Here is a 24,838-nt window from a genome sequence, read left to right as displayed (position 1 = left end):
GTTTTTATAATCGTGTCTTATCTTATTCCGTTTTTAAACTCTTTACCGGATTTGTAAGGGCGGCCTTTATACTTTGGTAACTTACAGTAAGCACCGTGATACCAATTGCACCTACAGCAGTAAACGCGAAGATCCACCAGGAAAGCTCGGTACGGTACTTGTAATCCTGCAGCCAGCCATGCATAAAGTAATATGCAGTTGGTATAGCAATTAACAATGATATACTTACCAGGATAATAAAATCAGTCGACATTAGGCGCCACAAGCTAAATACCGATGCACCCAATACTTTACGAACACCGATCTCTTTAATGCGCTGCTCGGCCATAAACGATGCCATGCCAAAAAGACCCATACAACTGATGAAGATTGCCAATAGGGTAAAGAAACCGGCCAGCTTGCCTACACGTTCTTCATTAGCGAATTTTTTATTATACTCATCATCTGTAAACTTATAATCGAACGGGCTACCCGGGTCGTATTGTTTAAATACGGCTTCAATTTTATTTAAGGCTTCGCGGGTGCTCTTTTTGGGGTTCAGGCGAATATCCACCATATCACCGGCTCCCTTATCCAAAACAAATATGCTTGGTTTAACCGGCTCGTATGGCGATGACATCACCATATCTTTTATTACAGCGATCACTTTAAATTTATAATTCTCGCCCCACTCTATAATTTCGCCTACCGGGTGTTTAAAATTCATGAACTTTGCAGCAGACTCGTTCAATATCATAGCACTTGAATCGCTTATGTATTCACGTGAAAAATCACGCCCTTCAATAATTTTCCAATTAGCTACTTTACCAAACTCCGGTGTTAAACGGATGGTCCCAAAATCGTCCTGCAGGTCTGGCGCTTTGCCTCTCCAATTTAAACCACTGTTGTTAGAATAAACGTCTGTTAACGGACTGCCCGATTCTGCCATTTCAATTATAGCACCGCTTTGCAGCAGATCGTTACGTACGGCAGCAAAATTTTTGTGGATCTCTTCAGATTTCATGCCCATTTGCACCAAGCCAGTACGTTCGTACCCAACAGGCCGGTCTTTGGTATGCTCTACCTGCCTGAAAACGATAATAGTGCCGATAATAAGCGTGGCCGAGGTCCAAAATTGTAATACCACCAGTATCTTACGCGGCAAAGCGGCATATCTGCCTGCTTTAAACGTACCCTTTAATACCTTAACCGGTTGAAACGATGACAGGTAAAACGCCGGATAGCTGCCTGCAATTAAACCGGTAAGCAGACTAAAGCCTAAACCCATGATCCAGAAAACAGGATTGGCCCATAGCACACTCATGGTTTTATCGGCCACCTGGTTAAACCATGGCAGTATCAGTAATACAATAACTATCGAGAGCAGGAAAGCAAAGGCAGTTACCATTAACGATTCGCTGAAGAACTGGCCAATGAGTTGGCTGCGCAGCGAACCTACTGTTTTGCGGATCCCTACTTCCTTTGCCCGCTTTTCGGACCGGGCTGTACTCAAATTCATGAAATTAATGCAGGCGAGCATCAGTACAAACATGCCTATAATACCAAACATCCATACAAATTGTATAGCCCCGCCGGTATTAACGCCATCCTTAAACTCCGAATACAGGTGCCACTTATCCATAGGGTGTAAAAACACTACCGGTTTAAATGATGCACCTACTTTGTCACCCGCCAAGGCTATATTTTTCTCTTTAAGCGCTTTTATACGGGCGTTAACTTTATTAATATTGGTGTTGTCGTTTAACTGCGCGAAAATCTGGAAAGAGTTATTTCCCCATTGCGTTTGCGCGCGTTTTACCCAGGGTTGACTAACCGGGTATAAATCCCATGGTAGGATAAAGGTCAGATCCCTAAAAGATGTATTATGCGGAAGGTCTTCATATATCCCTGCAACTTTAACCAAATGTTGGTTATCCAGCTTTATGGTTTTATCCATAGGGTTTTCGCTGCCGAAAATAATTTTCGCTACATTCTGTGAAAGTAGAATGGATGAAGGATCTGTTAATGCCTTTCTACTTCCTTTTAACATTTTGAGGGAAAGCATATCCGGCGCTTCGGGTTGCATAAAACTGCCTTGCTTTGTTATCTTTTTATCGCCAAAAGCCAATATGTGTTCATAATTCCAACTGGAAAGCACCACGTATTTAAAATCGCTGCGGTAATCCTTATCAAGCATGGTACCTAAAGGGATGGGCATTGATATCTGACTACCTACTTTACCGTTAAAGGTTTGATGCTGCCATACCTGTACTATCTTTTCGTGATTTTTAAAGTATCTATCGTACGATAATTCGTCCCAAATCCAAAGACCTATAAGCATAGCTACCGCCATGCCAACCGATAAGCCGGTTACATTTATAAAAGTGTGTACCTTATTTTTTACAAGGTTACGCCATGATATTTTAAGATAATTTCTGAACATGATAAATTGTTTAATTGGCAATTAGCAAGCAAGCTTGCTATGGGATATTATATAAGATATGTGCCAATTTTATAAACAATTAATTATCAATTATTTACATTTATGTAAGTTTCACTAACCGTTCGTAAACGGACAATACAGTGTTCGGTTATAAACAGTTAATTATGTGATTGTTACAACTTGTCATCCTGAGCGATAGCGAAGGATCTGATCGCAGATATATCGCTTTGCTAATAGATGCTTCGCTATCGCTCAGCATGACAAGAGACCTCTACAAAGTTTTTATCTTGATATTCCTGTAATTCACATCAAAGCCATGGTCCTGCAACAGGATATGTCCTTGCTGCGCTTCGCCAAAATCTTTCCAAACCTTGTATTTACTTATGGCTACCAGGTCGCGGTATTCTTTTGAGCCACGATCATACTCCAGCACCTTGATACCGTTAAGATAATGTGTTACATGATTATTGGGAGATACCACAATACGCCCGGTGTTCCATGCTCCTATCGGGTGTACAAAACGTTTTTGTTTTTTGGCAGGAATAAGGTCATACAACGATGCCAGCGTACGGTTACCATCACGGCCGAGTTTGGCATCAGGGTGTACGGCATCATCCAAAACCTGGTACTCCAGCCCGATAGCCGAGCCTACAGTTTTTTCGGACAAGGTCACAAAATATTTAACTCCACTATTAGCCCCTTTAGACATTCTGAACTCAAACGACATATCAAAGGCCTTGTATTGCCCATCAGTAATAATATCACCGCCATTAGCGGCCTCGCCGCCTGCTGAACCAAGCACAGATAGTAAGCCGTTCTTCACTTCCCAGCCTTTTGCAGGGAAGGCCATTGAGTTAGCGCTTCGCCAGCCGGTATTGGTTTTACCATCAAATAACAGCTTCCAGCCATCTTGTTTTTCGTAAGCCGATAAGGTGTTTGGCTGCAGGTTTACCACGTAAACATCTTTAGCAAATGGCTGTGGTTTTAGGTTGGTGGTTTTGATGAGGATGTTTTTAAAAAACACTTTTTTACCGGCCTGCCCGGCATCATTTATAGCATGTACCTGCAAACCTATAAAACCTTTGGCATCAATAGTATCTACCACATAGGCTGTGGCAATACCGTTTATCCATGTTTTAGTGGTGTTACCAATACATTCAATTTTTATATGATTAAACTCCCCGTTCTTCCAGGCCGATTGTGCTTTGGCGTTTAGGTCCATTGGGTATAGCCAATCGCGCCGGCCTTCGTCATAAATGCCGCCTGTCCAAGCGCGCGCGCTTGGGTCTATTTCACATTGGCGGCCATAAACCAATCCCTTACCTTCGTGCCCGGCAGGGTTATAATGGCTGCGCAATTGCACGCCCGAATTGGTTATGGTGCTTTCGGTTTTGGCATCCAGCTCCAGTATAAAATCGCCGTATTCCTTTTCGGTCACTAAAAAGGTGTTGCCGCTGTTTAATACGGCGGTACCGGTTATGCCGCCGTTCTCTACTTTGTATTCGGCTTTGCCGGCCAGTATTTTCCAACCGTTTAAATCTTTGCCGTTAAACAAATTGGTGTAACCGGTTTTAGTTTGTGCCGATGCGGATTGCATACCCACGGCAATTGCTGTAGCCAGCAAATAAGTTTTTAAATTCTTCATAATATATATTCAGGCTGATGTGTTAAACTTTTAAATTCCATCCGGGTTGATATTCCCTGCCCCAAAGCTTGGCGGCCTCGGTATCGTTAAGGATGTGGCCATTGCTACTATCCAGGTTAAGTACCCGCCCTACCCGCTGGGCGATATTGCCCAATTGCGGTATCACGGTAGATTTATGCCCGTTGATGATAGTCTGGTTAAGTTTTTCGGTACCCTGTATGGCGCTGATAAAGTTTTGCAAATGCACACGATCCAGCAATTCTGTAGGGCTTACTTTGTTCCCGGCATCTACTGGTGTTTCGTCTTTAATTTCTTTTACCAGCTTATTTTCGGCATCAAACACCTGGTAGCCATTGCCGCCGCCGTAGTTAATGGTTCCATGGTCGCCATAAAATACAACGCCGCGGCCAACCCCTTCCGAGTTGTAGCCATTGCAACTGCGGCCTTCCCATGACATGGCTGTATTATTAGGGAAATTAGCCAGTATAGTTTGCGTATCGGGGGTTTCCCAATCATCTTTAAAGGCAAAACGCCCGCCAGATGAGGTAACCCTGTTTGGGAAATCTACACCCAGCCCCCAGCGCATTACATCAATTTCGTGTGTTCCATTATTGAGCGCTTCACCGGTGCCCCAGTTCCAATGCCAGTGCCAGTTATAATGTATCAGGTTATCTTTATAAGACCTGCGCGGGGCATACCCCTGCCATAGATCGTAATTTAAATTTGAGGGCACAGGCACCACTTTACCTACACCAATTGATTTTCGGTTATTTACATACCAGCCTCTTGCAAAATATGCCCGGCCAATAATGCCGCTGTGCAGCTCTGCCACCATTTTTTGTACATTATCAAACGAGCGGCGTTGGCTCCCCATTTGTACCAACCTGTTGTATTTGGCAGCGGCGGCTATAGCCATTTCTCCTTCGTGCGGGTTATGGCTGCAGGGTTTTTCTACATATACATGTTTACCTGCCTGGCAGGCCAGTATGGTTGCAGGTGCATGCCAATGATCGGGCGCGGCTATTACTAACGCGTCCAGATCTTTTTTCTCCAGCAGCTGGCGTATATCGGCAATTCCGGTTGGTTTTTTGCCGGTTCGCTTTTCAATACTGGCAATGCATTTGGCCATAGCAATGCTATCCACATCACATATATAACCTATTTCTACATCGGGCAGTGCAGCCAGTTTTTCTGCCAGAAAAGCACCCCGACTGTTAACACCCATTATACCGATCACCACTTTTTTATTGGGCGAACCTTTATAAATAGCGGCATTTGCAATACTTGAGCCTATTAAAAAACTGGTGCCTGTAACAGCCACACTTTGAATAAATTTTCTGCGTTGCATAATATATTTAGGTAGTAGTGATGTATTAGTGCAATAATTGGCAAAGGCTAATTTAGTATTTAATAGCTAAAAACCTTTTTGATAGCAATTTTATTACATAACGTTTTTAGTTAGTTCTTATAAAAGAAGTTATAAGCCCGGTAATAATAATCGCTTAAAATAAGGGTTACCTACCTGTAACATAAATATTATTTAGCCGTCTTAAATCAAATAAAAACTAATAATTTAGCTTTTATTATGCACGCATATCAAAATCCAAACTGAAATATATATGAAAACTATTTACGCTGCCGTACTGATAGGCAGCATTAGCGCCTGTGCCCTAAGCACTGCTGTAGCGCAAACCACCCCGCCGGAAGATCCTGCTTTTAAGATCTATAGGGAAACCCCAACAAAAATAAATGACCTTGTACACACTAAGCTTGATGTACGTTTCGATTATAAGAAACGCTATATGTATGGTAAGGAATGGGTTACTTTAAAGCCACATTTCTACGCTACCGATTCGTTACGTTTAGATGCGCAGGGTATGGATATAAAAAATGTATCTATTGTAAAGGCCGGCAAAAACACACCGCTTAAATTTACATACGATAGCCTTACTATTAACATTAAATTGGACAGGGTTTATCGTAACAATGAAAACTATACCGTTTATATTGATTATACATCAAAACCAAATGAGCTTAAGGCAACCGGCAGCGCTGCTATAACCGATGCCAAAGGTTTATACTTTATTAACCCCGACGGCACCGAAAAAGATAAGCCTACCCAGATCTGGACACAGGGCGAAACCCAAAGTTCATCGGCATGGTTCCCTACTATTGATAAGCCTAACCAAAAAACTACCGACGAGATCATCATGACCGTTCCTAAGAAGTATGTTACGCTATCAAACGGCCGTTTAGCTTCGCAAAAAGTTAATGCCGATGGTACCCGTACCGATACCTGGAAAATGGAACTGCCACACTCGCCATACCTGTTTATGATGGCTGTTGGTGATTTTAAAATAATTAAAGACACCTGGAAAGGTAAAGAGGTAAGCTATTACCTGGAGCCTAAATATGCCCCTTACGCTAAGGATATATTCGGTTTCACGCCAGAGGTTATTGATTTTTACTCTAAAACCTTAGGTGTTGATTATCCATGGAATAAATACTCACAAATTGTTGTTCGCGATTACGTGAGCGGTGCTATGGAAAATACCAGCGCTACCCTGCATGGCGAATATGTACAAGCTACAAAACGTGAGCTTATTGATGCTTACTTCAGCCAGGGCCGCAGCACTATTGTACACGAGCTTTTCCACCAGTGGTTTGGCGATTATGTTACTGCCGAAAGCTGGAGCAACTTAACTGTTAACGAATCATTTGCTGATTTTAGCGAAACCCTTTGGGCCGAACATAAATATGGTAAAGATGCCGGTGATGCACACATTTATGATGATAGGCAAAACTACCTGAGCCAGCCGGAGCTTAAAACTAAAGACCTGGTACGTTTCCATTATAAAGATAAAGAAGATGTGTTTGATGCAGTAACTTACCAAAAAGGTGGCAGCATATTATACATGCTGCGCAACTACCTTGGTAACGCTGCTTTCTACAAAGGCTTAAATATTTATCTAAAAGCAAACGCGCTTAAAAACGGCGAAGCACACCAATTGCGTTTAGCAATGGAAGAGGCCAGTGGCCGCGATTTAAATTGGTTCTTCAACCAATGGTATTTTGGCGCAGGTCACCCAATATTGAACATTACTTACAAATGGGATGACGCTACCAAAACCCAAACCGTTTATATGAACCAAACACAAGATGGTAATGCCTTTGTTTTACCGTTAGCAATTGATGTTTACGCTAATGGCAAAATGGATCGTCGCCAATTTTGGGTGCGTAGTAAAACAGACAGCCTGGTATTCCATTCGGCAACAAAACCAAGCCTTGTAAACGTTGATGGTGATAAAATGCTGTTAACTAAAAAAACAGATAATAAATCAATTGACGAATTTACGTTCCAATACTTTAACGCTCCATTATTCCTTGACCGTTTTGAGGCTATTACCGCTGCTGCAAAACAGCAAACAAATGCCGGTGCACGTAAGGTGATTATTGCCGCGTTAAAGGATAAATATTATGAGTTACGTATCAAGGCTATTAAAGCTGCAGATATGACCAATGATGATGTACGCAACGCTGCTGTACCTGTATTAGTTAGCCTGGCACAAACTGACGAGAACACGTTAGTAAGGGCTGCTGCTATTACTGCTTTAGGCAAACTAAAAGCAGCCGGCAATAGTAATATATTTAAGGATGCATTAAAGAGCCAATCGTACGCTATACAGGGTGCTGCTTTAACCGCGCTGGGTTTACTTAACCCTGCCGATGCATTAGCCTTAGCTAAAACCTACGAGAAAGACAGCGAAGGCGCTTTAACCCAAGCTATTTTAAATGTATACGCTACAAGTGGTGCTGACGAGCAGTACGATTATGTATACAAAGAATTTAGCGCCGGCCAGCCACAAACTCAGTTTAATATCATGAAGAAATTTGCTGATTTTACCGGCCGTATTAAAAGCTCTGAGCAAGCGCAAAAAGGTATAAAAGCAATTGCCGACTTTGGTACCAAGTACAAAAAATATGGTGTTGCCCCACAGATAATAACTATATTGGCCGGCATAAAAACCGAGCGTGCTAAACTAAACGATACAGCATCAATTGCTGCTATTGATAAAGCTACTGCCGAGCTTCAAAAAGCGGAGTAATCTATCAAAAATACAATTGGAGCCGCTCTGGTTGGAGCGGCTTTTTTTTGTCTATAAAGCCGGATATTGAATAAACAAATTACATATTTGTATTTATAAACCTTCTGATATGAGTTTGTTAGTTGATACCGCTAACCGAAAAAATCTACACGAATTATTGCTGACCCTAAACCCTGCGGCTGTACCACTTTGGGGTAAAATGACGCCTCAGCAAATGGTTGAGCATTTAATAGAGAATGTGCAATACGCCAACGGAACATTGATACCCACTTGCCGCAGAACTGCTGAGGAAGCTTATAAAGCAAAACAGGTTAGTATTTACACCGACGTGCAGATCCCCAAAAACTTATTTTTAGGTCCGCTACCCGATGAATATTGTTATGCTGACCTGCAAACAGCCATTAAACAGTTAATGACAGATCTGGAAATTTTTGACCAATACTTTAAAACTCCCGGCACCACTGCCATACACGGCGGTTTTGGCCCAATGGATTATCAGGAATGGGTTATTTGGCATAGTAAACATTTCACTCATCATTTTAAGCAGTTCGGCTTGCTTGAGGGCTAAATGTTAAATTAAACAATTTAACATTTGCGGTATTCATCGTAAATGCAATTTATTGTAACTTAGTATTAACCAAAACACTTATGAAAAAGTTACTGTTATTTATAGCCCTGTTTATTAGCGCCGGCCAATTAATGGCACAGAAAGCAACCGTAGCACCATTTGATAACACACTTGGCGGTAAATTAACTCAGCCTTTTAAAGCAGACAGCGCATGGCGCACCATCCCACCAACTATATCAACAGATAAACTTTTTAAACAACCGGATATAGATATCAATAAAATTGAATTGGATAAGAGATTCCAGGATATGTTAACTATCAATAGCGGCGGTTACAATATGCCTGTTATAAAAACAGAGGGTTACTCTAAGATGCCGGTGATAAAATTGGAAGGTAATTCAAAGATGCCTATTGTAGGCAAAAACCCCGGCAAAGACAAAACAGATGTTAAGGTGATCCCTTAGCCCTAAAAATCCTTATTCAATAATTTCTCTAACTCTGCAAAGCTGATATCCATTTTGATACGGCCTTGTTTGGCGTACGAGATCTCGCCTGTTTCTTCTGATACAATGATGGCTGTGGCATCGTTGGCTTCGGTAACACCAATACCTGCGCGGTGGCGCAAGCCGAATTGAGCGGGCAGGTCGGCCTTTTCGGTAACGGGCAGTATGCAGCTGGCCGATTTAATTTTATTCTCGGATATCACCACCGCCCCATCATGCAGCGGGCTGTTCTTTTGGAAGATGCTTTCCAGTACCCGTTTAGAGATCTTGGCATCCAGCACTTCGCAGCTGTTCTGGTAAAATTGCTCGTCGTAATATTTTGCGAAAACTATTAAAGCCCCGGTACGGGTCTGTTTCATGCTTTTGCAGGCATCTATAATAGGTTTAATACGGGCAAAGTTATTCTTCTCAGCCTCGGCTTTGCCAAAGAAATATTTCCACCAGGCCTTATTACGCTGCAAGGATGCATTCTTCCCTACCAGCAGCAAAAATCGCCTTACCTCCTGCTGAAAAACAATGATAATAGCGATAATACCAACATCAGCAAATTTACCCAGTATGCCGGTAAGCAATTGCATATGCAAGGCTTTTACCACCATATAAAGCAGGTAAATGGTTATTAACCCAATAAAGATATTAGCAGCGATTGTACCCCTGATAAGATTATATAGCTGGTAAATAATAAAAGCTACCAGCAGCACATCCAGTATATCAAATACGCCGAGTTTTAAGAAGCTGAAATCAAAGGAATGCATGTTACGAAGTTAATAAGTTTTAGGAAACATTTATTTAGCCTCTCCTAAATCCTCTCTACAAGAGAGGACTTTATTTTTTAAGTTGCTTTAGCACCTCTGCTTTTGAAGGGCCGCGATGAGGCTTTCGGCCTCCCAGAGTCTTCTGACAGGGACACTGCTACGACAGATATGGTGGCGTTGTTTTGTCACCTATGATATTATTATACATCTGATTATAAGCTATTTACGTTTTATTCACAACGTTCACGGCGGTGAACGTGAACACCTGGAGAATTTTGGAGGATGGTAAGGCCTATTTATTACGCTCGGTAGTAAAGCGCACTAATTGCTCCAGCCCGGTTTTAGCCTCACCGGCAGGGAAGGTATCCAGTATGGCAAATGCCTCTTCCTGGTATTTCTTCATTTGGGTTTCAGAATATTCAAGTCCGCCTTTTTGCTTAACAAAGTTGATGATCTCGGTTATCTTTTTAGGATCATCGTTATGGTTTTTCACCAATTGTATCATCCGTTTTTTCTCGCTGCTCTCGCTATTGTTCAATGCGTATATCAGCGGCAGCGTAACCTTCTTTTCTTTGATATCGATGCCAAGTGGCTTACCTACATCATCGGTGCCAAAATCAAACATATCATCTTTTATCTGGAAGGCTATACCTATTTTCTCGCCAAACAGTCGCATTTTTTCGATGGTTTCTTCATCCGCATTGGCCGATGCCGCGCCACATGCACAGCAGGAAGCAATTAATGAAGCTGTTTTTTGACGGATAACTTCGTAGTAAACGGTTTCGCTGATATCCATCCTGCGCACCTTTTCTATCTGCAGCAATTCGCCTTCGCTCATTTGCTTTACAGCTTCCGATACTATTTTTAGCAGCTTAAAATCGCCATTATCTATGGAAAGCAGCAAGCCTTTGCTCAGCAGGTAATCGCCCACTAAAACGGCTATTTTATTTTTCCATAAAGCGTTGATAGAGAAAAAGCCCCGGCGCTGATAAGAATTATCTACCACATCATCATGGACAAGCGTGGCGGTATGCAGCAGCTCAACAAGGGCGGCCCCACGATGGGTAGATTCGTTTATCCCCCCACAAATGGTGGCCGAAAAAAATACAAACATAGGCCTTATCTGCTTGCCTTTACGTTTTACAATATAGTGTGTAATACGATCAAGCAAGGGTACTGAGCTTTGCATAGAAGTTTTGAACTTCTCTTCAAAAACATCAATTTCTGCAGCAATAGGTCTTTTAATTTCGTTGATGTTCAGCATCTAAAACAAACCGCCATTTTATGCAATTGCCTTACCTGGCAATCAGCAGCAAACATAAGCTTTAAAAAATATATATGCATAAACACCTAATATTTTTACCGTGATTAAACCTTTGCTGCATTTTACACTCTATTATAATAAGTTAGTGATAACTGTATATAAGTTTAGTTTTTGTGAGTTAAAGTTTTCGTTTTAAAGCGGAGCCCCAAAAGGTTCCGCTTTTTTTTGCAAAAACCCTCCTAATTGCTTAATGGTTTAATTTATTCTAACAGTTGTTGAAATGATAACCCGCTCGTCTTATTTTTAGGGCTTAATCAATTCAAATCTATTTTGCTTTACCGGGAGGCGGTTATTTTACTAAATCACTTATTTAATGTAAAATGCGTTAAGCCTTCAGTAATAAAGGTTATTATTTTACATTTGCAATCCTAAAATACCCGGAGAGGTGTCTGAGTGGTCGAAAGAGCACGCCTGGAAAGTGTGTATACGCCAAAAGTGTATCGAGGGTTCGAATCCCTCCCTCTCCGCAAGAAGCGAAAAAGTGTTATTTATAAAACACCTTTTCGCTTTTTTTGTAAATACCCTTAAGTAAATTATTCAACATAAACTTGAAGTTCCATTTCGAAGAATTCCACCACTCTTTCACAAAATAATCGTCGATTAAACAAAAAATCCTAATAATTGAATAGGATTTGATACCATTAGGCAAAGATCTTTTTACCCTAACCGTTTAGCTACATTTTCCCAATTAACTACATTCCAAAAATTTGCAACGTAATCGGCTCGTTTGTTTTGGTATTTCAAATAGTAAGCATGTTCCCAAACATCAAGGCCTAAAAACGGTATCCCCTTCAGTTCCGAATTATCAAACCATGGGTTGTCCTGGTTGGCTGTTGAGCCTATTTTAAGCTTACCGCCATCATTAACCAACCACGCCCATCCCGAACCAAACCGACCAAGTGCTGCCTTGCCAAACTCCTCCTTAAACTTATCAACCGAACCAAATGCCGATGTTAGCGCATCTTTTAATTTACCATCCGGCCCGGTTGTGCCCGGCGCTTTCAGGCTTTCCCAAAAAAAGTTGTGGTTCCAGGCGCCGCCTGCATTGTTACGGGCTTTGGCAGATAGCTTTGATGCATTGGCAAAAAACTCCTTTTCTGTTGTATAGGGAATCTTTTCGGCTATAATTGCGTCGTTTACATTTTTGATATAAGCCGTATGGTGTTTTGTGTAATGGATCTCGTTAGTAAGCGCATCTATATTTGGCTCCAGGTCGGCATATTTAAATGGCAGTGGTACCTGCGTAAATTTAAAAGGCTCGGCAATGTTAAAAATTGTGTTGCCGGTTGCTGCTGATGCAGGGCTAGCATTTAATATTAATGGCGCACCTACCGCAACCGCTACGGTTGCAGTTAAGGTATTACTAATAAATTTTCTTCTGCTATTATTTTCCATGGTGATGTTTTTGTAAATGTACTCTACTATAACTAATTATGGGTTATAATTGTTGCACTAAGCGTACCCGCTGTTACCGTTCCGTTAATAAATATGGTGTAAATTTTACCGGCCTCAAATGTTACGCCATTTAAAGTGGTGCCAGCTATAGGGACAACCCCGTTTGTAGTGGAGTTTCGGATCTCGAAAGCCGCTGCCGACGTGGCATTTATCTCTTTAAACGGCCCTAAGGTTTTCCAGCTTAAACCCGGGATGGTTGCAGGGCCTTTACCTGCAGCATCATATGTCAGTACGGTTTGGTCGCCGAAGCTACCGTAGCCTACATTGGTGAATATAGCAGTGCCACCCGCCGCACTAAAATTTACATTTGGTGCATCGGGAGAGAAATTTGCAAAACGCACCTTGGCTTTGCCCGATGCAGGGGTAGTCAGATCATCATAAACTAAGATCAAGCTGTCGCGGTTACCTGGGTTTATCTTGCTGGGTTTACGTTTAGCTACCGCGAATAACGTATGGTAGAAATCGGCTATCGGTCCGTTAGGACCCGAAAATGATGATTTATCATTCTCCTGAACAAAGTTGGCGCTCCCGCCAAACACATATGATGATTTGTAGCTGGTATTGCTGCCTTCTGTTGTATTAAACTGCACTTTGCCAAATTGGGTGTCTAAATAATCGGTAGCGGCATTGTGCGTAACCAAAGCGGTATTTATTTGCCGCGTAAAATCTAAAAAGTTTAATGGCGGGGTTATGCTTAGTGCGTTTACCAGTTTTACCTTAGCGCTTAAAGGCGGCCTTTGCGAATTATCTGTATCCAGGTAATCTGTTTTTTTGCAGGACGCCGAAAGCAATACTAATCCGCTTAATGCATACGTGTACTTAAGGCGGGGTAAACTTTTTAGCCTCGCTAATTTCTTTATGATATGATCGATGATTTTCATGTGTTCTATTCTTAATTGATCTAAAATTTTGCTGATAATCTTACAAATGGTTGTATGCCTGTATTGGTTCCCGCCTGTGTTGCACCTGGGCCGGGGTTCCTGGTGATGTTACTGCCCGGTGCAGGGATGGTATAATCGCCCAGGACGTTGAACAGGTTGTTAGCGCCAATAGTGGCCGACAGGTTTTTAGATACCGCATAACTGGCCGACAGGTCGGTTATCCAAACCGGACTAAACGATTGATAGTAATAATCGGGCTTAGGAAAGTTGGCATTAAGCTGGGTAACCGAAACTACCGATCCAAAATACACCGTGCGTAACAGGAAATTCAACCTGTTAATGCCATAGGTTCCCTGTAGGGTGATCTTCTTGGATGGGATATTACTTGTTACCCGCGCTTTTTCCGATTCATCAAATATGATATAGCGGTAGGCTTCCAGGCCTTTTGGGGTATTTACTTTAGTTAGCTTGGTTTCCAGGAAGTTTGCGCCTACTAATAACGTAGCTTTCGCACCGTTTGCGAATGTGTACTTATAACTACCTGTAAGCTCTACGCCTTTGGTGCTGGTACTAAACGAATTGTAGAAAAACTTGGCTTGGACTGTGCCCGTTTGCACAAACAGTGCCCTAACATCCGCAGGTAAGTTGGTATCCGTTGCCGAGAAACGCCCGGTGTTCCCCACTCTATCGCGGATATCAATTTTATAGGCATCAACCGTTAATTCAAAGTTTGGTATAGGCGATGAGGTGATACCGGCGGTATATCCTTTAGAGCGTTCGGGTGTTAGGGTTGGGATGCCCAATGCCTTGGTAGCCGGGTTCTCGTTATTGGCGGTAACCTGGTCAATGGCCACACCGTTTTGGAAGGTAGTTGAAGTTTCCGTATAATAGAACTGCGCCAGGTCCGGCGCCCTAAAGCCTGTATTGATGGATCCCCGGACACTTAAAAAGTCGGCGAATTTGTAACGGGTTGCAGCTTTGTAGGTAAATACACTCCCAAAATCCGAGTAGTTCTCCACCCGCAATGCACCCGATAATAACCATGCAGTGGTGGCATTTACCTCAACATCGGCATAAGCTGCAGAAATGGAACGGTTTACGTTCACCTCATTGCTCGGCCTAAAACCGGCGTGTACCTGCGAGCCCGGCGACAATCCGTTTAGTGGCGTAAGGCCTAACGAAGTGGTATAAGGAATCCCGCCGGATGTGGTATCCACACCGTAGATCTGCCTAAGATCGGCTTTGGAGTAAGAGGCTTCCTCGCCTGCGGTTATCTGATAAGTTTCTACCCGATACTGGCCACCAAATGCCACGTTAACCCCCTTAAGGGCTTTATCAAAATAGCGGCTAAAATCAATACTCCCGGTATTTTGGCTGGCACTATAACTGCCTGCATCAAACTTGCGTGGTGTGCGCAAACCATAACTTGCGTTTAACGAGTTGCTGATTACGTTACCAAAACTATTGATACCATAAACGTTTGAGATATCTACATTCCAGCCGCGTACTTTGGCTTTTACCCCCACCGCAAATGATTTATCTGAAATGACGTTATCCATTGCAGGTAAAAACCCATCCGGATATATAAAAGTGTTGTTACGCTCTGTCCAGCCCGGTAAGCGGTACACGGCCGTAAATTGCGAATTACGCTGGCTTATCCCACCAAACGAGTACAGTTCAACATCCTGTTTTAAAGGCACAGCCGCATTAAAGAAAAGCAAACCATCAATAGCTTTATTGGTGCTACCGCGCTGGTCAAAATAATGACGGTCTATCCCTCTGGATTTGATAATGGCATCATCTATCTCTTTAGTATAGATCTGGTCGAAGCCACGGGTGTTAGCGCCGCCACCATATGCAGGGCCAATGTATAATCCGGATTCATCCTTCCCTACCGGTAAGGAAACCGCCTGGGTCGCGAATTCGCCCGTTATATTCAGAAAACCGCCTTTATCACCGAGCTTAACGCCGTAATTACTGCTGGTACGCGTAGTAATACCGTCCCCCCGGCGGCGACTACTGGCAGTAGAATTAAGCGTTAGCTGATCGGTGGTTTTCTTTAGTACGATATTAATCACACCTGCAATGGCATCAGAACCATATTGGGCAGCCGCACCATCGCGTAAAATTTCTATGCGTTCAATAGAACCTGTTGGGATAGAGTTTAAATCGTAACCTGTAGCACCATTCCCCAGGCCTCCCCAGCTAATGTTTGAGCTTTTGTGGCGGCGCTTACCGTTTATCAGCACAAGCAATTGGTCTACACCCAAACCACGTAGTTGCGCGGTTGAAGTTGCCGATGCCGCATCGCCCCCGCCTGATACAGATGAATGGAAGGAAGGCGATACATACTGCAGTAATTGTGTAACGCTTACCTGCGGACTGCTCTCCTGCAGGGCTTTTATATCGATAACATCAACCGGGTTGGCCGAGTTTAGCTTGGTACGGTTGGCATTACGCGAGCCGATGATCTGTACATCGCCTAACTGGTTGCCCTTTGGTTTAAGAGCTACCTCAAACTTACGGATCCCATCGATGTAGATCTCCTGCGTTTCGTACCCAACAAATGAGAATACAAGGTATTTGCCTGTGCTGATATTCAGCTCAAACGTACCATCTGTTTTGGTTACGACGCCCTCGCCGGTACCTTTTACCAGCACAGATACACCCGGCAATGGCTGGCTGTCATCCGCAGAGGTAACCACACCGGTTACCCGCCTGCCCTGCTGGGCAAACGCATGCTGCCCGTAAATGAGGCTTAAAAATAATATATAGAGTATAGATCGTTTCATGTTTTGTGAGTTAAGTTTAGACAAAGGGGTATTGCGTACAAGCTTTTTAGCCTGCATTACACTTATTAATTAAAGTTTTAGATTTTGTTACCGGGTTAGTTTTTGCTTATGTTTTTCGCGAATCTGTCATCGGTCAGTGCTTTCAGGAATTCAACTACGTCGTCAATATCCTGCGATGAAAGGTTCAATGGTTTATCTAAAGACAGGTCTCGGTTTATACCGTCGCTCACCACAGCCGATGGGTTGTTGTAATACTCCACCACGCTGCGCAGGGTTTTAAATTTACCGTTGTGCATGTATGGCGCGGTTACGGCTACGTTGCGCAGGCCCGGTATTTTAAATTCGCCCAGTACGGTACTGTCTTTTGTTATTTTGAACCTGCCGGCATCGTTCAGGTCCTTACCATTATATAAGCCAATGCTTTTAAAGCGATCTGCTGTAAAATCCTCGCCCGAGTGGCAGTTATTACAGTTGCCCTTGCCAATAAATATATTGCGGCCACGTACCGCTGCGGCAGGTAATGCATTATCGTCACCGTTTATATAGCGGTCGTAAGGGCTATTGGTTGTTTCCAGCGTCCGTTCAAAAGCAGCAAGTGCTTTCAACAAATTATCTTTATTCGGCGCTGCTTTAAATATTTTTTGAAAAGCATTTGCATAAAATTCGTTCTTGTTAAGTCGTTCAACTGCCTCCTCAATGGATAAGCCCATCTCATCAGGCGATGTAATTGGCCCAAGGGCCTGCTCCTCTAACGAGGTTGCACGGCCATCCCAAAAAAAGTGGGTACGGCCCGATAAATTTGTAAGCCCCGGCGAGTTGCGTGCGGTTAGCTTGCCACCAATGCCTTTGCTAAAAACAGCGGTATCGGCAAAAGCAAACTCCGGGTTATGGCACGATGAGCAATTGAGGGTACGGTCCTTTGATAATATATTATCAAAAAACAGTTTGCTGCCAAGCTGCTCCCTGGTCTGCACCTCGTCGTTACCCGGCATGAAGCTTACCTGCGTTATCAGTAAGAAAACAAAACCTATTAATGTAAGTATGGTGTATACCTTTTTCATGACCTTTTCTCGCTTAGCTAAATCAGCTATTGTACAATTATTTTATATGGGATGGAAAAAATTAGACAATAAAGTCCCTGTCCACCCCGAACAGGGAACTTTATTTTTCAACCTAAACCTTTATGAAAAAGGTACCTTGAGATATTATTGCGCGTTTGCTACCAACGCAACATCAATATCAAAATCGTCATAGATCACCTTGTCGCCCAGGTTTTCGAAGAAGTTTTTTGAGCGAAACTTGATATCGTACTTGGTACGGTCAATAGTAATTTTGGCATTGGCGGTCAGCTTTTTGCCGCTTACCGCAACCGTGGCCGGGAAGCTTACTTCGTTAGTAATGCCCTTAATGGTTAAGTTACCTTTTACATTGTAAGTACTGCCTGCTGCTTTGGTAGCGCTGGTTAATACAAAGTTTGCTTTAGGGTGCTTTTCCACGCTAAAAAAATCGGGGCTTTTTAAGTGAGTAACCAGTTTGCCATTTGCACCTTCATCGGCAATATCGGTATCGGTAATGCTGCGGGTGTCAATATCAAAGGAACCGGCTTTAAGCGTGTTACCCTCAACCGTAAAGCTACCGTCGCTAACTTCTACCGTACCACTGTGTTCGCCTGTTGCTTTTTTGGCCAGCCAGGTAAGTTTGCTGGTTTTGTTATCTACCTTAAATACTACGGGCTTTGCAAACTTGTTGCTTACCGTTACAATTTTGGCAGGTGCTGATTTTATTTTGTTTGATTTTGCCGGCGGAACTATGCCCGTAAACGCGGTAATTGATGCTAATGTTATTACCGATAGGCCTAATGTTAATTTCATTTTCGTTTTTGATTTAAGTTGATTAAAAACCCGGCGCGGAACCACCCGCGCCGGGGTACTGTGATTAGTTTAGTTAATTATTATATAGTCAGTTAATCTTTATCTTCCTTGTGTTGCCCTATCATCAGTGTTTACTGCTGCAGTTGCGGGTGCTTCTTCTGCTAATAGTTTATCCAGCAAGGCATTGAATTTCTTTTCGTAATCCTTATAATATTTGCCGGTTACGGTGCCGGTGTAGCCTGTGTAGATCTCGCGTACTTCGCCTTTTCTATCAATAATGATAGTTGTTGGGAACGCAACGAATTTGTTAAGCGCAGGCAATTTTTGCGATACCAGTTTTTTATCGGCCAGGCCGCCAAACAGTATGTCGTATTTAACATTGTATTTATCGCGCAGCTTACCTAAGGTGTACCGGGCATATTCAAGACTGTCCTTTTGTTCAAAGCCAATGGCCTCTACCCCACGCTGATGGTTTTTATTGAACCATGGTGACAGGAATACCGTTTGATCTGTACAGTTAGGGCACCAGGTGCCAATTATCTCTACAATAACAACTTTACCTTTGTACTTATCATCGCTTAACGATACCGGTTTGCCGTTAAGATCAGGAAAGGTAAAGTCAAGCTTCTTATAACCCTCTTTTAAAAAGGTTAGCTTGTACGGGTCTGGCAGTTCGGCTTTATCATCTTTCACCGCGTCAAACTTGGTGTTATCATAAATACCGGAACCAATTTCGCCACTTAATGTACCATCGGCATTTATTTTACCACGGTAGATCTTTGGGCTTGGGCCGGTAAAACCCGATAGTTCAAACTGGTCGCCTTGTACGGTGCCTTCCAGTTCGCGGCTGTCGCCGGTTACCTGCATAATTACACCAGTAAGTTTGTTGCCAGTTTGTTTAAGAACGGCAATCTTGTTGGGCACCTGCTCTTTCGAGTATACTTTCAGCTCCCATTTACCGGTAAGATTTGCCGCAGGGGCAACATCCTTTCCGGGCTCAACAAAACGGTAACTTTTGCCATACTCGGCAGTAAAGGGCAAGGAGTTTCCTCTAAAGCCCGGTACAAGACTGCGGTATTCCCCGCTTAGGGTGCCATTATCTTCAATTTTGGCAACCAGTGCAGCATCGTAGGTATTCATTTTTATGAACACCGAATCTTTGCCAATTTTTTGTACATGGAAATTATCGCGGCGGCTTCCGTTCAGTAAGGTAAAAACAGCATGCTCAGCATCCTTTCCCTTAAATTCAAAATTGAACGGCACCTGCGATTCGCTTACGCGGAACACCCCGCGCCATACGCCTTCTTTAATAAATTTAACCGGTTCTTTATCGCCTGCAAAGGCTGCACCGCTAAATAACAGGCCTATTAAAAGACCTTTTAAGTTGTTGTTTTTCATTTTTATAATGTCTATAAGTCAGTTTATAAATTAATTGCCCTGGCGGGTGTCGGTATCAATAACCTGTGCGGTCTCCGGCGCGGGCTCTGCTATCAGTTCATCCAGCAGTTTGTTAAATTTCTTTTCGTAATCATTGTGGTATTTGCCGGTTACCGTACCCGTGTAGCCTGTATAGATCTCGCGTACATCACCTTTCCTGTCGACAATAATGGTAGTTGGGAAAGCCACAAATTTGTTAAGCGCAGGCAGTTTTTGCGATACCAGTTTTTTATCGGCAAGGCCACCAAAGGCTATATCGTAATTGATATTGTATTTTTGTTTAAGCTTGCCTAATGTGTATTTAGCGTATTCCAGGCTATCTTTCTGTTCAAAACCAATGGCAATTGCCTCTACCCCACGCTGGCGGTTTTTGTTAAACCAAGGCGACAGGAACACGGTTTGATCGGTGCAATTTGGGCACCAGGTACCAATTACTTCAATGATAACAACCTTGCCTTTATATTTTTGATCACTTAATGAGATCTGTTTGCCATCAATCCCCGGGAAAGAGAAATCGAGTTTCTTGTAGCCCTCTTTCAGGAAGGTAAGCTTATATGGATCAGGCAGTTCAACATTGGCATTTTTAGTGGCATCAAACTTTAGGTTTTTATAGATCCCGAAGCCCTGCTCACCACTAATAGTACCATCGGCGTTAACCTTTCCTTTTACAATAAAAGGGCTTGGACCGGTAAAGCCGCTTAGCGCGAATTCATCGCCCTGTATGGTGCCTTCCAGTTCGCGGGTATCGCCCACAACAGTCATAATAACACCGGTAAGTTTATTTCCTTTTTGTTTAATAATGGCGATAGATGCAGGGACGGCTTCTTTACTATATGTTTTTATCTCCCACTTTCCGGATAGATCAGCTGCGGGTGCAACATCTTTACCTGGCTCAACAAAGCGGTAGCTTTTACCATATTCGGCCGTAAATGGCAGGGCGTTACCTCTAAAACCCGGTACCAGGCTGCGGTATTCGCCACTTATTTTTCCGTCGTCTTGTATTTTGGCGACAAGGGCGGCATCGTAAGTATTCATTTTTATATATACCGAATCTTTACCCAGGCGCTGCACATGGAAATCGTCCCGGCGGCTACCGTTGATCAGGGTAAAAACGGCATGTTCAGGATCTTTCCCCTTAAACTCGAAGTTGAACGGCACCTGCGATTCGCTTACCGTAAATACCCCTCGCCACACACCTTCTTTAATGAATTTTGCACCGGGCACTTTGTCGCCGGCCAACGCTGCACCACTCAATAAAACACCCAGCGTAAGGTATTTTGCTTTTGATAGATAGTTTTTGAAGTTCATGTTTGTAGAAATTAATTTTGTTAATGATTTTTTGCTTGCTTAATGGATATTAAGGAAGTGTAATAGAAATTTTGAGGCATAACAGTTCCATGCGCATCAACGGCGAAGCCATTAATACTTAATCCGTGTAATTAAAACTTACCTGGGATAATGCCGGAAACTACATGCACATACAACAACATCGCGGTGGGGCGGCGGCTGGTTGTCTGTTTAGTTTTGGATACTTCAAATTTTTCATAACACTTAGTTAATTTATTATCCGGTGAAATATTCCTCCGGATAAAGTAGAGCACTTATTTCAGACTGTCTGAAAAGTTGCTAAAAGATCATCGAGACTTCCTCTCCCTTTTTCTTAATAAATCAACTAATTAATGGTGGGGTTAATTAGATGCAGTAAAGGTAATAATAAATATTAAAAAAGCAAATTAAATCTATAGACTTAGTAGTATTTATTTAAATTTTTTAGTGTAATAATACATTTTTTGTATTTGTTATCGTTTTTTGATTTACATCCCGGCTACCGGAATAGAGATTTAGCTGAATGAAGTTCCACCATTGCATAAAGCCTCGTCGCTATACACAGTGCCAGGATGTTAATCTTTATAAGATCTTGTTTTATATGTCCCGGTTGCGCGCAGATACTTACAGGCAACAACAGCTTTGCATAGCAATACCAGAGCGGGTTGCTAAATGGTGGTAAAAGGCAATAAGGTGTTTAGATGCGTCAGCTTTCATTTGTTTATTATTCTTTATAAATAATAAAATCAATTGGTGGAGGATTGACTTAATATCTAATTGTGAATGTATATGTGTTTTTAAATATTGTTCTATTTTAATGCGACCGAAAACTCTACATCCTCGGGCGGTAAACATTCTTTGTTACTACAGGCCATGAAGGATATAGTGCCTTTTATAACCGGCTTATCTTTAACCAGCTTAACTTTTTGCTGAAACACAACTGTGTTTTCAAAGTAGGTTACATTCATATCAAATGCCTTCTCATATTTTTTAAGCGGCTGCGGTTCTATAGTTTTGTTCACCAGCGTATAATCGTCAGATTTATTGAAGACCAATGCTGTTTTTGCCGGGCCGCCATCTGCAACATTTTGCGAGTAAATATGCCAGCCTTTATCAATGGTTGCTTTTACCAAAACAACCGCTTCATTGTTATCTATTTTTTTGGCAGCGTAGGCCCATTTTACCGGGGTTAGTACTTGCGCGCTTGCGTAAAACCCTGATAATATAATGCCCGCGCTGATTAAATATTTCTTCATTTGTTGTCCTTATTATGCTGCTATGGCTTTATATAATGCCGATAGTTTTTCTACTGTATAATCTATCTCGGCAGCAGTATTAAACTTGCTGAACGAAAACCTGACCGTATTTCTTGACAGATCTGCCCCGATGGCTTTCAATACATGCGATGCAGAACCGGTTGAGCAGGCGCTGCCGCCTGATACCGAGATGTTGTTTTGATCAAGGTAAGTCAACAGGTCGCCGGTTGCATGGTTAACAGGCAGGCTTGCGCTTAGCACCGTGTAAAGGCTTTTCTCTGCATTGGCCGAGTTACCATTGAACCTTACATCGCCTATTTGCTCCTGCAATTTGGCGATCATCCTATTCTTTAATTTTTGAATATAAAACTGGTGCTCATCAATATCGCGGTAAGCAATTTCTAAAGCTTTTGCCAGGCCTATAATGCCGTGGATATTTTCGGTACCGGCACGTTGTTTACGTTCTTGCGCACCGCCGTATAGTAATTGCGATAGCTGTATGCCATCGCGGCAGTAAATAAACCCTACCCCTTTTGGCCCGTGAAACTTATGTGCCGATGCCGCTATAAAATGCGTTTTTAATTTTGACAAATTGTGCCTGTAGTGGCCCATGGTTTGTACTGTATCCGAGTGAAAAAGTGCGCCCCTGCTATTACAGACCTCGCCTATCAGCTCAATATTATTAAGGTTACCTATCTCGTTATTGGCATGCATTACCGATACCAGCGAACGGCTGTTGCTTTTTAACAAAATATCCAGGTGGTTAATATCCAGGTTACCATGGCTATCGGTGTTAATAAGGCTTAATTTTATTTCTCCGTTATTCTTCAGCACATCAAGGGTATGCAAAACGGCATGATGCTCGAACGGTGTGGTGATAACGTGTTTTATTTGATGAGAACGCACGCTTGACAGGATAGCCGTATTATCGGCTTCGGTGCCACCGCTGGTAAATACAATTTCATTTGGCGATGCATTTAGCAGATCGGCAATGGTAGTACGGGCACCTTCAATAGCGGTTTTCACTTCGCGCCCATGTTCATGGTGCGACGACGGATTGCCATAAAATTCCAATAAGTAAGGGGTTATTGTTTTAAATACCTCGTTATCTAGTTGTGTTGTAGCAGCGTTATCCAGGTAAATTCTCATCTTCTAAATATTTTAAAATGTTACTATAATGCTTTAGTAACTTATCTCAAAAAAAGACACAAAAGATAAAGCGCTGTAAACTTTTAATTTCTTGTCATCTTATCTTTCTCCCAATTAAATGGAGCAGGAATTAGCACCTTTTACAGGCTTAAAAGCCGGTACAGGTTGCTAAGACGTCTTCGGGCCTTTCCCTCTGTCTTTCTGGATAAGTTATTAAAGAACGATTATGATGATGCAAATATATAATAAATTCTATAATGTCTATAGTTTTTATAGAATTTATTTAGATTTTGTTTTCCCACCTGTTTTGATAGGTGTTTAAGTTATCAGAATAATGATAATTAAACTGTCTTTTGGCGATTTATTGGTGACCTGGATGGTTTTTGAAATATAAAGCACTGATGAGATGGCGCAAACCCCTGCTTCCTCCTCCTCACTAAATTTTTGATAAACAATTCAAAAACGCCTTTATTTCAAGTTAACAGATTTAAATTTAGAGACATACTGGATGCTTTGCTTTAAAGCATCGAACACATCAATGGCCGTTTTATCCAGCTCGACTACCAAATACTCAACATTTGCAGAACAAGCGTTTATAATAGCCGGGATATCCAAACTTCCTTTACCGAGCGGCGTCATCGGGTCCGGATCATCCTTGATCAGTTTTTGATTAAAAACTGCCGGGCCATCTTTCAAATGTATAAAACGCACCCTGTTCTTTAATTTTTTAAGAATAGCAGCCGGATCCTGTCCGGCAACCTTTACCCAATAGGTATCCGTTTCAAAAAAAATATCTTCATCCAATTCTTCATTCAGCACTTCGTACACCAGCTTACCGCCTACATGGTTCCTGTATTCCCACCAATGGTTATGTAAGCCAAAATGCAGTCCATTATCCTTAGCCAGTCTATTGCTTTCCTTATAGATCTTTACCAGTTGTTTAGTGCCTTCTAACGAACTGTAACGCTTATCTTCGGGCCAGCCATGCCAGATAATGTTTTTGCAATTATAGGCCTTAGCATTACTTACCAGCTTAGCAATATTTTCTTTGGTAGGGATTTCCATGTGACAGGATGATACCTTAAGTCCGAGTTCTTTTAAAGTATTAGCCGCCTGCTGGTCGTTGATCTCTTTAGGCCAAAACGCAGTTTCAACGTTTTTAAACCCGATATCGGCAAGGCGTTTTAAACTTCCCTTAAAATCTTTACTTATCGCATCGCGGATGGTATACAGTTGCACAGATAAATGATGCCCGCTCATAATTACAGGTGTTTTTAAAAAGCCGGGGGCAGCAGTAGCCATCAGCCCCATGCCTGATAGTTGAATAAATTCTCTTCTGTTAGTCATG

Annotated in this window: 18 protein-coding genes, 1 tRNA gene and 2 riboswitches; of the genes, 4 read left to right on the top strand and 15 right to left on the bottom strand. The window is 42.4% G+C overall.

What is annotated here, in order from left to right; translation table 11 throughout:
* Window positions 1-22: 22 nt before the first annotated feature.
* The 3 genes from NPE20_RS18615 to NPE20_RS18605 form a co-directional block, all read right to left on the bottom strand.
* Window positions 23-2,422: an ABC transporter permease gene (locus tag NPE20_RS18615; RefSeq protein ID WP_256540204.1), complete on the bottom strand. Its 2,400-nt coding sequence runs from the start codon at window positions 2,420-2,422 to the stop codon at window positions 23-25.
* A 271-nt stretch (window positions 2,423-2,693) separates the two neighbouring features.
* Window positions 2,694-4,067 (bottom strand): 3-keto-disaccharide hydrolase, encoded by a 1,374-nt coding sequence (locus NPE20_RS18610; protein ID WP_256540203.1) that lies wholly within the window; start codon window positions 4,065-4,067, stop codon window positions 2,694-2,696.
* Window positions 4,068-4,089: 22 nt separating this feature from the next.
* Window positions 4,090-5,415, bottom strand: a complete 1,326-nt coding sequence (locus NPE20_RS18605; RefSeq protein WP_256540202.1) for a Gfo/Idh/MocA family protein — start codon at window positions 5,413-5,415, stop codon at window positions 4,090-4,092.
* Between the two features lie 271 nt (window positions 5,416-5,686).
* Here NPE20_RS18605 and NPE20_RS18600 point away from each other — a divergent pair, with 271 nt between their 5' ends.
* From NPE20_RS18600 to NPE20_RS18590, 3 genes are all read left to right on the top strand, one after another.
* A complete protein-coding gene (locus tag NPE20_RS18600) occupies window positions 5,687-8,173 on the top strand; it encodes a M1 family metallopeptidase (protein WP_256540201.1) in 2,487 nt (828 codons plus the stop codon).
* Between the two features lie 109 nt (window positions 8,174-8,282).
* Window positions 8,283-8,741, top strand: coding sequence for a hypothetical protein (locus NPE20_RS18595; protein WP_256540200.1), 459 nt, complete (start codon window positions 8,283-8,285; stop codon window positions 8,739-8,741).
* Between the two features lie 80 nt (window positions 8,742-8,821).
* Window positions 8,822-9,205, top strand: coding sequence for a hypothetical protein (locus tag NPE20_RS18590; RefSeq protein ID WP_256540199.1), 384 nt, complete (start codon window positions 8,822-8,824; stop codon window positions 9,203-9,205).
* Between the two features lie 2 nt (window positions 9,206-9,207).
* On the opposite strand, the gene cdaA is transcribed toward NPE20_RS18590, so the two are convergent.
* Entirely contained in the window at window positions 9,208-9,999 is a 792-nt protein-coding gene (gene cdaA, locus NPE20_RS18585) for a diadenylate cyclase CdaA (RefSeq protein WP_256540198.1), read from the bottom strand.
* 292 nt (window positions 10,000-10,291) lie between these two features.
* Entirely contained in the window at window positions 10,292-11,263 is a 972-nt protein-coding gene (locus tag NPE20_RS18580) for a polyprenyl synthetase family protein (protein WP_256540197.1), read from the bottom strand.
* A 439-nt stretch (window positions 11,264-11,702) separates the two neighbouring features.
* Here NPE20_RS18580 and NPE20_RS18575 point away from each other — a divergent pair.
* A tRNA-Ser gene (locus tag NPE20_RS18575) sits at window positions 11,703-11,790 on the top strand.
* 190 nt (window positions 11,791-11,980) lie between these two features.
* Here the strand turns inward: NPE20_RS18575 and NPE20_RS18570 are convergent.
* From NPE20_RS18570 to NPE20_RS18525, 10 genes are all read right to left on the bottom strand, one after another.
* Window positions 11,981-12,718 (bottom strand): superoxide dismutase, encoded by a 738-nt coding sequence (locus tag NPE20_RS18570; RefSeq protein WP_256540196.1) that lies wholly within the window; start codon window positions 12,716-12,718, stop codon window positions 11,981-11,983.
* Window positions 12,719-12,750: 32 nt separating this feature from the next.
* Window positions 12,751-13,659: a DUF4397 domain-containing protein gene (locus NPE20_RS18565; protein WP_256540195.1), complete on the bottom strand. Its 909-nt coding sequence runs from the start codon at window positions 13,657-13,659 to the stop codon at window positions 12,751-12,753.
* A gap of 20 nt (window positions 13,660-13,679) precedes the next feature.
* Complete coding sequence (locus tag NPE20_RS18560; RefSeq protein WP_256540194.1) at window positions 13,680-16,451, bottom strand: TonB-dependent receptor; 2,772 nt, start codon at window positions 16,449-16,451, stop codon at window positions 13,680-13,682.
* 95 nt (window positions 16,452-16,546) lie between these two features.
* On the bottom strand, window positions 16,547-17,512 hold the full coding sequence (locus NPE20_RS18555; RefSeq protein WP_256540193.1) for a cytochrome-c peroxidase: 966 nt from the start codon (window positions 17,510-17,512) through the stop codon (window positions 16,547-16,549).
* 144 nt (window positions 17,513-17,656) lie between these two features.
* A complete protein-coding gene (locus NPE20_RS18550; RefSeq protein ID WP_256540192.1) occupies window positions 17,657-18,322 on the bottom strand; it encodes a YceI family protein in 666 nt (221 codons plus the stop codon).
* A 99-nt stretch (window positions 18,323-18,421) separates the two neighbouring features.
* A complete protein-coding gene (locus tag NPE20_RS18545) occupies window positions 18,422-19,720 on the bottom strand; it encodes a peroxiredoxin family protein (protein WP_256540191.1) in 1,299 nt (432 codons plus the stop codon).
* A gap of 30 nt (window positions 19,721-19,750) precedes the next feature.
* Window positions 19,751-21,067 carry a peroxiredoxin family protein gene (locus tag NPE20_RS18540; protein WP_256540190.1) on the bottom strand — a complete coding sequence of 439 codons (1,317 nt, stop codon included), beginning with the start codon at window positions 21,065-21,067 and terminating at the stop codon, window positions 19,751-19,753.
* A 249-nt stretch (window positions 21,068-21,316) separates the two neighbouring features.
* A riboswitch (SAM riboswitch) is annotated at window positions 21,317-21,429 on the bottom strand.
* Between the two features lie 465 nt (window positions 21,430-21,894).
* Window positions 21,895-22,341: a protein-disulfide reductase DsbD domain-containing protein gene (locus NPE20_RS18535; protein ID WP_256540189.1), complete on the bottom strand. Its 447-nt coding sequence runs from the start codon at window positions 22,339-22,341 to the stop codon at window positions 21,895-21,897.
* 12 nt (window positions 22,342-22,353) lie between these two features.
* Entirely contained in the window at window positions 22,354-23,490 is a 1,137-nt protein-coding gene (locus tag NPE20_RS18530; RefSeq protein WP_256540188.1) for a cysteine desulfurase family protein, read from the bottom strand.
* A gap of 96 nt (window positions 23,491-23,586) precedes the next feature.
* Window positions 23,587-23,702, bottom strand: a riboswitch (SAM riboswitch).
* A 256-nt stretch (window positions 23,703-23,958) separates the two neighbouring features.
* Entirely contained in the window at window positions 23,959-24,837 is an 879-nt protein-coding gene (locus tag NPE20_RS18525; RefSeq protein WP_256540187.1) for a sugar phosphate isomerase/epimerase family protein, read from the bottom strand.
* Window position 24,838 lies beyond the last annotated feature (1 nt).

The organism is Mucilaginibacter aquariorum (genome assembly GCF_024498135.1).
Taxonomy (GTDB): Bacteria; Bacteroidota; Bacteroidia; order Sphingobacteriales; family Sphingobacteriaceae; genus Mucilaginibacter; species Mucilaginibacter aquariorum.
The sequence above is the reverse complement of the archived record's forward strand: the minus strand, read 5'-3'. Positions and strand labels throughout refer to the sequence as shown.